The following is a 13,022-nucleotide window of genomic DNA, read 5'->3' on the forward strand; positions in this document are numbered from 1 at the left end:
AGGTATCAACCACATCGTTTTTAGAAGTCCTAGCCTTATACATTATTTTTATGAAAATCCTTATCGTTGACGACGAGAGCAACATTCAGAAAACCACAGCCTTAAGTCTCAAGACGATGGGGCACCAGTCGGTTTCAGCATTCAGTGGCAGTCAAGCGCTACGCAAGTTGGGGGAAGATCGTTTCGATGCGGTGTTCCTCGATTTGCGTTTGGGCGAGGAGGACGGTCTCGAAGTTTACGAGAAGATGAGAGAAGAGGGACACGATATGCCGGTGATCATGTTCACCGCTTACTCTTCTATCGAAACCGCTATCGAAGCTACGCGTAAAGGTGTCTTCGACTACGTCGCGAAACCGTTCGTCCCCGAACAGATTCGGCAGGCACTTAAGAAACTCGAAACGAGTCGTACGCTTACAAATAAGGTCACGGAGCTGGAGTCGAGATTGGCGGAGAAAAGCCCTGGAATTCGCTTTGAGTCCTTAGATTCTCAAATGCAGCAAGTATACGACGTTGCGGAGAAAGCGGCTCAATCTGATGCCAATATGTTGCTACTTGGGCCAAGTGGTACTGGCAAAACGGTACTTTCTAGGCGGATACACGAGATGAGTGCCCGTGCTGGAAATCCGTTTGTGGTCGTTCATTGCCCGAGTTTATCGAAAGAGCTCCTGGAAAGTGAGCTCTTTGGTCACCTGAAGGGCAGCTTTACTGGAGCTGTCAAAGACACTTGGGGTAAGGTCGATGCGGCTGAGGGCGGAACTTTATTTTTGGACGAAATCGGAGATTTGCCCTTCGAAGTGCAGGCTAAGTTGCTTCGGTTGTTGCAGGAGCGACTGTATGAACGTATCGGAGAAACCAAGACGCGATCCGCGGATGTACGAATACTCGCCGCTACCAATAAGGATCTCCAAGAGGAGGTGCGGGAAGGAAACTTTCGAGAGGATTTGTATTACCGTCTCAACGTGATTTCCCTTCAGCTTCCCGGCTTGTGCGAGCGGAAGAGAGATTTGGAAAACCTCGTTTCTGACTATGTTTCGTTTTATGCCCGCAAAATGGGTAGGGAAACGGCCACTGTGGAAGCGAACGCCATGGAAGCGATGTTGGCTTACAATTGGCCTGGTAATCTTCGCGAACTCAACAACGTGGTCGAGCGTTGTTTAATTCTGTGTAATGGAAACACGGTTACGCTTTCTGATTTGCCGATCGAGATTCGAGCAGGAGGAGGTGAGGGGACTCCATTTGGCTTTGGATCCGGATTGGGAGTCGGTAGTGATGTCACGCTTCAAGAGTTGGAGGATGAGCACATCAAAAGGATTCTCGATCGGAGCGACAGTCTGGAGCAGGCCGCCAGGACCTTGGGAATCGATTCTGCCACCTTGTACCGCAAGCGAAAGAAGCTTGGACTACTTGCCAGTTGATGGCCACTAACTGATTTCTCTCTCTCTGAAACATGCTTCGCTCAAAACTTTATATCGGGATGTTCCCGGTGGCAGGCTTGTTGATTTTGGTCTGTTTGTATTCAGTCTATAATCACGCAAACTTAAGCCGAGAGCTGGATCGGCTTCAGGTCGAACGTTATGGCTCCATTTCTCAGGTTGAACGCCTCCTGCTTGCCGCGTCCCAGTTGGAACGTGCGGTAGTGCTTAAGTCGGAAGGCGAGGACGAGTTGGCTGAAGTGGCTTACGAAAGGAGCATGCCAGTTTTCGTACGTTGGTTTGAAACAAGGCCAGACGATGCTATGACCCCAACTGTTCGTAACCTCGTGACTCTCGCGAACGCGATTTTTCAAAATTCGAACAAGGTGGAGCTGGAACACCTTTACCCACTCGTCGAGCAGATAGACGATGCTGGATACAGTAGCATTTCGGCGAACAACCTCATAATCAAGTCCACTAACGAGGTGCTTCGCCAGGACAATAGGGTGCACTTCTACATAGTCGTAACCGCTATTGTGGTAAGTGTGATCTTGATGGGAATCGTCGCCTACCGCCTAAGCCAGCGTATCCTTTCTCCGATAGATGCCCTGACTGAATTCGCGGTTCGTATCGGAAATGGGCAATGGGACATTTCCGACTACAAGCCAAGTAGCCAAGACGAAACTGCTCGTTTAGAAAATGCTTTTGTCGATATGGCTGCGCGTATCAAGGAGTACCAGCGCCTTAGCGACAAGCAAGTGGCTCGCACACAGCGGCGGATGGAAGAGTGCTTCAACAATTTGCCCAACCCGGTGGTGTTTCTAAACTCTGCAAGAGACTTGGCCTACAGAAATCCGGCTGCGACTGAATTGCTGGGCATGGTCAGCTGGGAGACCTCTCTTTTGCCGCAACTGAGTGAGCGTATTGAAAAGATCTTCGACACTGGCGAAGAGATCGTTGAGACGGATTTTCAGGAAACTGTATCAGTTAAGCAGAAAAATGAATTGCGCCACTTTCTGCCTATTTTCGTGCGAGTAGACAGTGAATTCGTGGATGAAATCGAGTGTGGCCTCGTTTTGCAGGACATAACCCAGCTTCGCCTCTCGGACGAGTTGAAGAGCGACATGGTAGCCACTGTAAGCCACGAGATTCGTACCCCGGTTACGAGTGCGACCATGGCGCTTCATATGGTTTTGGAAAAAAGTTTGGGCGAGCTAACTGAGGATCAGGAAGACATGTTGCAAACTGCTGCGGATGACCTCGCCAGACTACGGAGATTATTGGATCACTTCCTCGAAATCGCTCGTTTGGAGGGTCAGTCACCTCGCTTGGAGTCGGTAGAAGAGAGTCCTCTACGGATTGTTTCCGCGGTGGTGGATGCCTATTCGATGTCGGCTCAAAACAAGGACATCCAACTTGTTTCGCATGTTGAGGAGGAGCTGCCCAAGGTACAGGTCGATCTCAAAGCCATCGAGGTGGGGCTCTCGAATTATCTCTCTAATGCCATTAAATATAGCCCGGTCGGTTCGCGCATCGAAGTCTATGCCAAGAAAGCGGACGAACTGATTCGTTTTGGCGTTTGCGATGAAGGTCCAGGGCTAAGTGTTGAGGAGTCGCAAAGTGTCTTCGAAAAATTCTACCGCTCGAGGAGGCACCGCAAGATGGATGGTGTCGGGCTTGGTCTTTCGATTGTGAAGGACATTGCCTTGGCTCACGATGGAGGAGTGGGCTGCATTCCGCTTAATCCGAAAGGATGTGACTTTTTCATCGAGTTGAAGCCATGCGAGGTAGCGTAGTCTGAGCCATTCCTGACGAGTACAGTACCTCTAGCCTAATTAGTGCAAAAGGCATTGGAGATCTTGCAGTCTGCAAGAAGGTGGAGTGATTAATCGTCTTCAGTACTCTTATTCTCCTTTGAGAGATGTCTTTGATCTATTGGCATCGCATTTGCGGCTACTAACCACGTAAGGCTGTCTGCAACGGCCTTCCTATTTGGATTTATCCGAACACTCCGCAAATGTTGAACCTATCCATAATCTTTTTAGCGCTAGCCATCCTTGCTGCCATTCTAGGCTTTGGTGGCCTTTCGGGCGTTGCAGCGTCGATCGCGCAGATCCTGTTCTTCTTTTTTGTTACTGTCTGGCTCGTATACCAAATTCTTGGCCGAGGCGGTTCCGACGACAGGATTTAGTCCACATGTAAACGGACAAGCGGATTCCCAATAGAATTTGGGGAGCGGACCTCGACGTGTCTCCAGCACCCTTTGTGCGGAGGCTGCTCTTTAGCTGTGCCCACCCAGCTTCAAGACAAGTCTGGCGCGACACTGGACTCGGGTGACAGTTCCGCGGCGGATCAACGAATTTTCAGCCTTGGCATGGAATTAGCGATTTAGGGGTAACCGCTTCAAGATCGCGTGTTTCGCCGGCGTTCCGGCGAGTCAAATTGCAGAATGCAGTTTGGGCAGTGAACTTTGACCGATGCGCAAGGAGGAGCGGCCATAGAAAGAAAGAAAAATGGAAATAACGCCAGAATCGTTCGTCGAGAAATTTGAAATCGAGCCACAGGCCGCCGATGCCGAGAAGCGCATCGCGATGGTTTCAACCCATGGGTACGTGGCCGCTGAGCCGCCCCTCGGAATGCCAGACACGGGAGGACAGGTGGTTTTCGTTATCGAGTTGTCCCGCAAACTAGCCCAGCTGGGCTACCAGGTCGATGTTTGGACACGTCAATTTGAGGGCCAGCCTGCCGAGGAGGTGGTGGACGAGGGGGTTCGTTTGCTGCGTGTCCCTTGTGGAGGAGATGAGTTTATCGCCAAAGAATTCCTCTACAAGGACATTCCAGAATGGTGTCGCAATGCCCTCGCGAAAATCCGTTCAGAAGGGCTACAATACGAGTTCGTTAACTCGCACTATTGGGACGCGGGAATTGCAGGAGAGGCTTTGTCTAAGAGCCTAGGCTGCCCGCACGTTCACACCCCGCACTCCCTGGGTACATGGAAGCGCCGCAAAATGGAGACTGACTTTCCAGACGACAGGGAAAGCTTCGACGAGGTCTACAATTTCACGGACCGCATTAAGCATGAGCAAAAGGTCTACGACTCATGCTCGATGGTTGTAGCGACTTCTCCAATACAGATGGATATGTTCTTCGACGACTATGGTCTTCCGGAAGAGAAGGTAGCCATGATCCCACCGGGTTACGACGACACACGTTTTTATCCGGTTAGCGAAGCGTCTCGCGATTCGTTGCGGGAAAAATTCGGTTTCGAAGGACGCGTCATTACCAGTATTGGCCGCCTGAGTCGTAACAAGGGATTTGATCTATTGATCGACGCATTCGCTGTAGTAGCCAAGCGCTTTGACGACGTCCGGCTCTTTATGCCGCTTGGTTCCGAATCGGAGGAGCAAGCTGAAGATCCGATGCTTGCTGATATCGTCGACCAGATACACCGCCTTGGGCTGCAGGATCGAGTTACCCTTACGCAATCGCTTGATGATGAACTTATGCCTGATTTCTACCGGGCTAGCGACCTCTTTTGTCTCCCAAGCCGCTATGAGCCCTTTGGAATGACAGCTGTAGAAGCTATGGCGAGCGGCGCTCCGACTATCGTTACAACGAATGGTGGATTGTATCGAACCTTAGAATACGGAAAGGACGCTCTCTACGCCGACTCGTTTGATGCCCAAGACTTCGGTATCACGATGTGCAAGGTTCTGGAATTCCCGCAGATCAGCCGTCGCCTTTCGGAGAACGGATCAAACAAAGCCCGGAGCCTCTTTACTTGGTCGGGAATTGCCCAGCAACTGATCGCAGTGGTCGAAGGAGTCGAAAGCGGATCTGGAAAGCCAGAGAAGCTTATGCCTGTCGCTTAAAACGTTCGTCAGAAAAAGAATGGTTAAATTATTTTCGACCGATATCGACGGAACACTCATCGGCAAGCCTGACGCATTGGAGCGATTTAACGCTTCATGGAAAGCTTGCCCCGAAGACCATCGACCGCTCCTCTGCTATAACACAGGTCGTCTTCTGGACGACATGCTTGACCTCATCGAGCGCAAGGACCTCATGGCTCCGGACTACCTGATCTGCGGGGTAGGTACTTTGATTTATGACTACCGGAAGAAGGAAAAGGTCAAAGACTTCACCGAAATTCTAGAGGAAGGCTGGGACCGGGAAAAAGCTGCTGAAGTGGTGGCTAAATTTAGTGGTGTCAGTATTCAGCCCAAGCATTTCCAAGGTCCCTACAAGAGCAGTTGGTTTCTACGGGATGCCACCGAGGAACAACTTCGCGAGGTCGACGCAGCCCTCGATTTGGCAGGTTTGGATGTTAACATCATCTATTCCTCCAACCGGGATCTAGACGTGGTGCCGAAGTATGCCAATAAAGGGAACGCCCTTACTTGGCTTATCAAGAGACTTAAGATCTTCCCTAAGGAAGTAGTGGTAGCCGGCGACACCGGTAACGATAGCGCCATGTTTCTTAAGAAGGAGATCCGCGGAATCGTGGTCGGCAACGCTCAGCCAGAATTACACGAGCGCACAGTTGGCCGAGACGTGTATCGGGCTGATGGAGTGTGTGCCGATGGTGTATTGGAAGGTTTGATGCACTTCGGCGCTATCGATTGCGTACAGGAACCGATTCACGACAACTTGGATCTGCCGCGGGACCCGTCGATGCACAGGGACACCTTGAGGTTAATTAGCGAGGAACAAGTTTCAGACATCAGTGATCGCGACTTAGAGTATCTGCGGCTAGCCTACAAAAAGGCAGTCGAAGGCCTTCGCAAAAACATCACGCCGATGGGCTTTTCGGCCTGTTCTCTTGACGACAACGTGACCGAGGGAACCGACGAGAACTACCGGAGCGTATGGGGCCGCGACGGTTCGATCACGGTGATCGGTTCGCTCAAACTGGATGATGAAGACATCCGGCAATGCCAACGAGCAACCCTGCAGACATTGCTTGATCACATTTCTCTCACTGGCCAGGTGCCGAGTAATGTTTCGATCGATACGGAGGTGCCCGACTATTCTGGGGTGGGTGGAATTTGTTCTATCGACAGCGGGATCTGGCTGATTATCGCCATTTTCGAATACGTGCGAGCCACTGGTGATTTGGACTTTCTGCGCAAAAATGTGGAGGGTCTCCAGCGTTCGATGGACTGGCTTAGCGCGCAGGATTCTAACAACGACGGTTTGATTGAAGTACCGGAAGCGGGGGACTGGACCGACCTTTTTGGCCGCAGCTACAATCCTTTGTACGACGAGGTGCTTTGGTACCGTGCTAATATTTGCTACGGACGCTTGATGGAGATGTTGGGCAAGTGGGAGATGGCCGGTGACTACCTTCGATGGGCTAGCCATATAAAACGGACCGTCCTACGTAAGTTTTGGCCAACTACAAACGTGAGTAAGCAAAGCGAATATACCTTCGCGGATCAGCAGATGACAATGGGCGATACCCAGTATTTGTTGGCTCAGACGACTCCGTTTTCCTTCGATTGGCGTTGCGATGTTTATGGTAATGTATTAGCTTTCCTATTTGATATACTCGGCACGGACCAGGCTCAAAAAGCCTTCAGGTTCATGTGGGGAGTAGGCGTTAACGATCCGTTCCCAGTGCGAAATCTTTACCCGGTGGTACAGGCCGGAGATCCGGATTGGAAATCCTATTACACAGTCAATCTCCTCAACCTCCCGAATCACTACCACAATGGTGGTATATGGCCGTTTGTAGGGGCTATGTGGGTACAGTTTATTCACAAGCTCGGTTTTCGCGATCTAGCAGTTGCTGAGCTCCTAAAGCTGGCCAAGGTCAACGAAAGCGGAATTTCCGACTCTTGGGAATTCAATGAATGGACTCACGGAGAAACGGGGCGGCCTATGGGCAAAATGTATCAGGCCTGGTCCTGTTCGGAGTTCATCAAAGCCTGTCACCAGCTGAAGGTCGTATGAGCGAGTCCAAGCCAAAACGTTTGGTCGCTTTCGGAGAGGTGCTTTGGGATTGTTTGCCAAGGGGGATCTTTCTAGGAGGAGCCCCATTGAACCTCGCCTACCATGCCGCTCGCTTGGGTGCTGAGAGCTTTGTCGCCAGCTCGGTTGGGCGCGATTTTCTGGGAGACGAAACAGTGAAACGCGTCCAAGCAGCGGGTATCGATGCTCGCTTGCTCAAACGTCACCCACGGCTCCAAACAGGAGCTGCGGTGGCGAAATTGAGCGGAAGCGGTGATGCGAGCTACGACATTCTACGCCCAGTTGCGTGGGACGAGATTTCCTTGGATCCAGAGGATTTTCAGATCGCCGAAGAAGCGGATGCCTTCGTCTTCGGCAGTTTGTCAGCTCGTTCGGCTTCGAATCGCGATTTGCTTAATGAGCTGCTTGCGAAAACCGAGGCGGTCAAGATTTGCGATGTCAACTTGCGGTCGCCCTACGACGATAAGGCATTGGCTCTGGAACTGGCTAAGCGGGCGGACGTCATAAAGGTCAATGACGAAGAGCTCGGAACGCTTAGTGGCGTCAGTGGTGAGCTCCTTCCAGGCATCGAGGCTTTGCATGAGGCTACTGGTTGCGGACTGATTTGCGTAACGCGAGGGGCTGAAGGAGCCGCAGTTTGGCGTGATGGAGAATTCATCAGTCGCCCGACTGAAAAGGTCGAAGTTGCGGACACGATAGGGGCGGGGGATTCGTTTACCGCTGCTCTCGGTTTAGGTTTGCTTGAGGACTTGGCTCTAGAGGATTCATTGAATCGTGCCCTCAAACTGAGCGCCTTCGTTGCCACCAAGGACGGTGCTCAGCCCGATTACAACCCAGCCGAACTTTTCGCCTAGTTCTGCTCTAAATTCATCGTGCGGATCCCGCCTAAAATGGGAGGGGGTCCGCTTTTTTTACGCTTAGAGCCAGGTCAGCTTGTGCCATACTCCCTCCAGCGGACCGTGGCGATGTCGCTTCATCCACCATCGGGAAAAAAGAGCGAGCATGATTCCCAGACTTAGGCCAATTAGCAGACTTGTCGTTGCTCCTGTCTTGTCATAGAGACCTAAACCAAAATCGTAGTACAAAGTCGTGCCCAGGATAGATTGGAAAATATAGTTGCTGAGGCTCATTTTCCCCATCGGTTCAAGCAGCTTCATCAGCTTCCGGAAAAAGTCCGTTCGGTAAAGTAGGGTGATCGTGGATACGATGGTGGCCATGAAGAACAGGTTCCCCCATGAACTAATTGCGACTGAAAGGGGACGCTTTATGGGCTCTGCTTCAATCCATGTAGCCAGTTTTGAATTGATAAGGAGAAGTATCACGGTTCCGCAGCAGGCGATTGTTAGGGAGGCTAGCCAGAAACGCTGTCCATTCTGTTTCCAGTTAAACAGTTGCCGTCTACTGGCTAGCATCCCGAAAAGGAAGAGAGCCAGCATGTGAAAGAAGCGGCCATTTTCCCAGCTCCACAGGGTTACTGCCAGCTTCCCATTCAACAGGTTGCCTTTCATCGTTTCCAGAAGGTTGCCGTTTTCGATGTAACTGCCCATGTTTCCGAAGTATTCCCACGACGCGGGGTTCTGAAGTTGTGTATTTGGATGCAGAATACCAATCACAGTTCCGTAGAGAGCTAAGGGCTGGAGAAAGAGAAAAAGGCTAATCGCCAGAACTGTTCGGTCGCTTAGGTTTGCGAATGGGATGATGAGAATGCCTACGAGGGCGTAGAATGATAGGATGTCGCCTTGATAGAATGCGGTGTTTACAAGTCCGAATCCCAGTAACAACAGCATTCTCCAGGCAAACCGGACTCTAAACCCCGCTCCCTTCCTTCGTTGATTGGAAAACTGGATATGAAATGTTACTCCGAAAAGGAGGGCAAAGATGGCGTATGATTTGCCGCCAAAAAAGAAAAAGAGGCTATCCCATATCGTTTTGTTCAGAGTGGCTAGCCAAGCGGGAAGTTCGCTCGGAAAGTAGTACATATCAAAGTGCTCGATGTTGTGGAGCAGCATGATTGACAGGAGGGCGTAGCCTCTAAGTCCATCTAGTATGGGTAGACGGTTGGGAGCTTGGGGAGGGGTGGAGTTCATTGTATTTGCGGAGAGGAGACAGGAAACTCGGGGACAAATTTAGGGGAATTGATTTTTACGCTTTCACTGGCTTGGCGTAGGGGAGTCTCTACTGAAGAGGTTTGGGATACGACTCCTTTTAGAGCCTCATTTGGGGGTATTTTCGTTCGGCTCCGCCCTTTGGTCCTGAGCGATACTTTGACAATTGGTCCAAATTCAGCGTTGCTGGATAGCAATTGACGCCCGCTTCTCTTTTTAGGGCCGCGGGATCTTTTAATCGAAAACTATAAACTGATTGTTTTGTACAAGTTCGTTCACCGAAATCCATTTCCTCTTATTACTGAAAAACGCTCTCTTCAGAGCATTCTCTTCCCTGTATCCAGCGGCGAGTAGGTCAGGAGGCTGTTATGGACACTAGCAAGAAGCGCACTGTCGTAGTTAAAATTGGTTCCAGTCTCTTGGTTAACGATGAGACGGGTAAGCTAAGGATGGATTTTCTCTACCATCTCATGAACGACGTGGTGACAATGAAGTCCCGTGGGTTCAACGTGGTTTTAGTTTCCTCCGGCTCGGTCGCGCTCGGGCGTCGATTCGGTAAAGTGCCTCCTGATGCGAATCTAACTTTGCCCCAGAAACAGGCGGCTGCAGCCCTTGGCCAACCGGTTTTGATGGCGGCTTATCAGAATTTTGCCAACGAGCACGATTTTCGTACCGCTCAGATCTTGATCACTCGACACGACTTCGAGGACAGGAAGCGTTTTGTAAACGCAGAAGATACCTTCGAAGAGCTCATTGGCCAAGGGATCGTGCCAATCGTTAATGAAAACGACACTCTGGCTACCAAGCATCTGAGGGTGGGGGACAACGACCGTTTGGCCGCCAAGGTATGTCACATGGTGGAGGCTGACGACCTCGTCATTCTAACGAACGTAGGAGGAATGCTCGACGAAAATAAGAAGATCATCCCTGTGATCGAGACCTTGGATGAGAGCATCTATGCTATGGCTGGAGGGTCTTCAGGTGTGGGAACAGGTGGCATGGTCACCAAACTGCAGGCTGGTGAAATCGCTCAGGCTTCCGGTTGCCGCACACACATCACCAGCGGGGATTGCATCAATCCTGTCGTCGATGCTTTGGATGGAGAGCGGGAGCATACTGTGATCGAGTCGAACATCACGCCTGAGAGCGCAAGGCACCTTTGGATTGCTACCAGCTTGGATGTACGGGGATTCCTAGAAATTAAGGAAACTTCGTTGGACTCTCTTAAGCTCGGCCGAAGCCTTTTCTCTGAGGACCTGCAGAGTGTATCCGGTCAGTTCGGACGTGGCGATGTGGTCAGCATCAATTCCGGTGATCAGGAAGTCGCTAGGGGAATCGTGGCTTTCAACCACTTCGAGGCCCAAGCCCTTTTGGAGCGAAGGAGCCCCGATATCTTTTCAGTTCTCGGCTACAACACTCGCCCAGACATCGTTCATAAGAACGATTTGGCGTTTTTGACCGCGCCAACCGAATTGATCTAAAAAAGGCGCCTCAGCAGGAGGCGCCTTTTTTTGGGTGAGTGTTCTGGGAGCTCTTAGCTTGTTGCCTTGATTTCCGATTCCTTGATGGCGGGATAGCCATCTGCGATCTCTTCGTCCTCTTTTTTCCAGCGAGTCATCTCGGCTTTGGTAGCCTTGGGCGAGAAGCGTCCAGTAGCCGCATAGAGGATCCCGATACACGGAGCGATCCAACATGCGAATGCAAGGGGGATATAGAGGAGGTTCTCCATATTCCCTTTGCCGATTTCTAAGCCGAGCGCCGAGATTACAAAAGCGCCTCCGGCGTTCCAAGGGATTAAGGGTGACATCAGGGTACCTCCTTCTTCCACGGCTCGAGAGAGGTTCAAGGTCGAATAGCGGAGTCCGCGGTAGACGGGTGCGAACATTCTGCCTGGAAGGGCGATGGATAGGTAGGGGTCGCCTGCTACCAGATTAGTGGCGAATGAAGTTCCGATGGCTGCTGCTTGGATTCCTCCAAACGATTCTACCTTGCTTTGGATCGCTCCAATTATGGTCCGAAGACAACCGGTTCGTTCTAGGACGCCGCCAAATCCGAGTGCGATCAAGATGAGGGAGATTGTCCACATCATGGACTGGATACCGCCACGGTTCAGAAGTCCGTCGATTTCGGAGATTCCCGTTTCGATCGAGTAGCCATTGTTCGCATACTGGAATATGTCCTGGAGGGACTCGCCCTGAGCCACCATGGCTAGTATCGAGCCCAGCACGACGCCCGCGAACAGGGAAGGGATGGGAGGAAATTTTTTCAGAGCCAAGACCATTACGAGCAGAGCTGGCAAGAGCAGCCAAACAGAGATTGAAAAGCTTGAATCTAAAGCGGTCGTGATCGCTTCAATTTTCCCGAAGGACACTTCCTCATCTCCCATCAACTTGAAGCCAGCTATGAAGTAGATTGTGAGAGCGATGAGCATGGCAGGAATCGTTGTCGGTACCATGTTCTTGATGTGGGAGAATACATTGGTGCCAGTTACCGCGGGAGCGAGATTGGTCGTATCCGATAGAGGCGAAACCTTGTCGCCGAAAAATGAACCCGATACCACGGCTCCAGCTGTCCAATAGACGGGGATTTCAAACCCCGCTCCGATCCCCATCAAAGCGAGGCCGACGGTGGCTACCGTGCCCCACGACGTACCCAATGAAACGGAAACGAATGAGCAGATAAGCATGCTCGCTACTAAGAAATACTCTGGCGACAGAAGCTTAAGCCCGAAGTAGATAATGCTGGGCACAGTACCGCTAGCGATCCAGACACCGATTATCATTCCTACTGCGATGAGCACTGAAACAGAGGGAAGGGCAATCTGGATAACTCTGAAGAGCCCGCTTTCTATCTCATCCCATTTCATGCCAAGTCGAACACCGAGCAAGCTCGTTATGGCGATTCCGATCACGAGCGGAATATGCGGTTCAAACACGCCGAAGTAGAATATCTGAAGTCCGATGACTAAAAGAGTCAGAACGACGGGTGTTATTGCCTGTAATAGACTGGGCTGAATGGATCTGTTTTTTGAAGACATGATATGTGTATTCTCGATGAGAATACATTCTGGATTATTTGTTTTCCTTTCTGAGACAGCTCGAAGCGAGCTGCCGTAAAAGGTCCAGCGTAACAAATCATGGCTCCATGTGCGGGTTCAAGGGTATTCCTGAAATGGTCAATTTGATGGGTGACGTATACCAACCTTATGCTGTATCCAAATTTAGGTGTCAGACGCATGTGTGACTCCTTCTTTCTAGCCGTGGATTAAGTGCGATTTGCACTTATCCGCTTACAAATTACGTGCAGAATGCACCTTTGATATGCACCTGAAAATTGGATACGGGGGATTTTCGCCGTGGCGCGGGAATTGCGAATGGTTTGGCCATGACTAAACCACTCAAGTATATCCTTCTCGCTGCTGTATCTAGCCTAACCGTTATTTTCGCCACCGGTTGCTCCACTGTTGATGGAATCGGTAAAGACGTGGAGAAGCTTGGCGAGGAGGTTCAGGATGCTGCCGACTAGGGCAGCG

At 51.0% G+C, this 13,022-nt stretch carries 10 protein-coding genes; 8 read left to right on the plus strand and 2 right to left on the minus strand.

Annotation, left to right across the window (positions count from 1 at the left end; genetic code table 11):
• Positions 1 to 50: 50 nt before the first annotated feature.
• The 6 genes from H5P27_RS03940 (at position 51) to H5P27_RS03965 (ending at position 8,239) form a co-directional block, all read left to right on the plus strand.
• Complete coding sequence (locus tag H5P27_RS03940; protein ID WP_185659075.1) at positions 51 to 1,415, plus strand: sigma-54-dependent transcriptional regulator; 1,365 nt, start codon at positions 51 to 53, stop codon at positions 1,413 to 1,415.
• 32 nt (positions 1,416 to 1,447) lie between these two features.
• On the plus strand, positions 1,448 to 3,208 hold the full coding sequence (locus tag H5P27_RS03945) for a sensor histidine kinase (protein ID WP_185659076.1): 1,761 nt from the start codon (positions 1,448 to 1,450) through the stop codon (positions 3,206 to 3,208).
• 221 nt (positions 3,209 to 3,429) lie between these two features.
• Entirely contained in the window at positions 3,430 to 3,603 is a 174-nt protein-coding gene (locus H5P27_RS03950) for a DUF1328 family protein (RefSeq protein ID WP_185659077.1), read from the plus strand.
• A 322-nt stretch (positions 3,604 to 3,925) separates the two neighbouring features.
• The gene (locus tag H5P27_RS03955) at positions 3,926 to 5,284 is read left to right on the plus strand and encodes a glycosyltransferase (RefSeq protein ID WP_185659078.1); all 1,359 of its coding nucleotides are present in this window, start codon (positions 3,926 to 3,928) and stop codon (positions 5,282 to 5,284) included.
• A gap of 19 nt (positions 5,285 to 5,303) precedes the next feature.
• Entirely contained in the window at positions 5,304 to 7,367 is a 2,064-nt protein-coding gene (locus H5P27_RS03960) for an HAD-IIB family hydrolase (protein ID WP_185659079.1), read from the plus strand.
• A complete protein-coding gene (locus tag H5P27_RS03965) occupies positions 7,364 to 8,239 on the plus strand; it encodes a carbohydrate kinase family protein (RefSeq protein WP_185659080.1) in 876 nt (291 codons plus the stop codon). The genes H5P27_RS03960 and H5P27_RS03965 overlap by 4 nt, the downstream gene beginning before the upstream one ends.
• Positions 8,240 to 8,302: 63 nt before the next feature.
• On the opposite strand, the gene H5P27_RS03970 is transcribed toward H5P27_RS03965, so the two are convergent.
• The gene (locus tag H5P27_RS03970; RefSeq protein ID WP_185659081.1) at positions 8,303 to 9,472 is read right to left on the minus strand and encodes a DUF418 domain-containing protein; all 1,170 of its coding nucleotides are present in this window, start codon (positions 9,470 to 9,472) and stop codon (positions 8,303 to 8,305) included.
• A 386-nt stretch (positions 9,473 to 9,858) separates the two neighbouring features.
• Between H5P27_RS03970 and proB the strand changes: the two genes are divergently transcribed.
• Positions 9,859 to 10,971, plus strand: coding sequence for a glutamate 5-kinase (gene proB, locus H5P27_RS03975; protein WP_185659082.1), 1,113 nt, complete (start codon positions 9,859 to 9,861; stop codon positions 10,969 to 10,971).
• A 53-nt stretch (positions 10,972 to 11,024) separates the two neighbouring features.
• Here the strand turns inward: proB and nhaC are convergent, their stop codons facing one another.
• Positions 11,025 to 12,527, minus strand: a complete 1,503-nt coding sequence (gene nhaC, locus H5P27_RS03980) for a Na+/H+ antiporter NhaC (protein WP_185659083.1) — start codon at positions 12,525 to 12,527, stop codon at positions 11,025 to 11,027.
• Between the two features lie 347 nt (positions 12,528 to 12,874).
• Between nhaC and H5P27_RS03985 the strand changes: the two genes are divergently transcribed.
• Positions 12,875 to 13,015, plus strand: coding sequence for an entericidin A/B family lipoprotein (locus H5P27_RS03985; protein WP_185659084.1), 141 nt, complete (start codon positions 12,875 to 12,877; stop codon positions 13,013 to 13,015).
• The last annotated feature ends 7 nt before the right edge of the window (positions 13,016 to 13,022 follow it).

The organism is Pelagicoccus albus (genome assembly GCF_014230145.1).
In the GTDB taxonomy this organism is placed as follows: Bacteria; Verrucomicrobiota; Verrucomicrobiia; order Opitutales; family Opitutaceae; genus Pelagicoccus; species Pelagicoccus albus.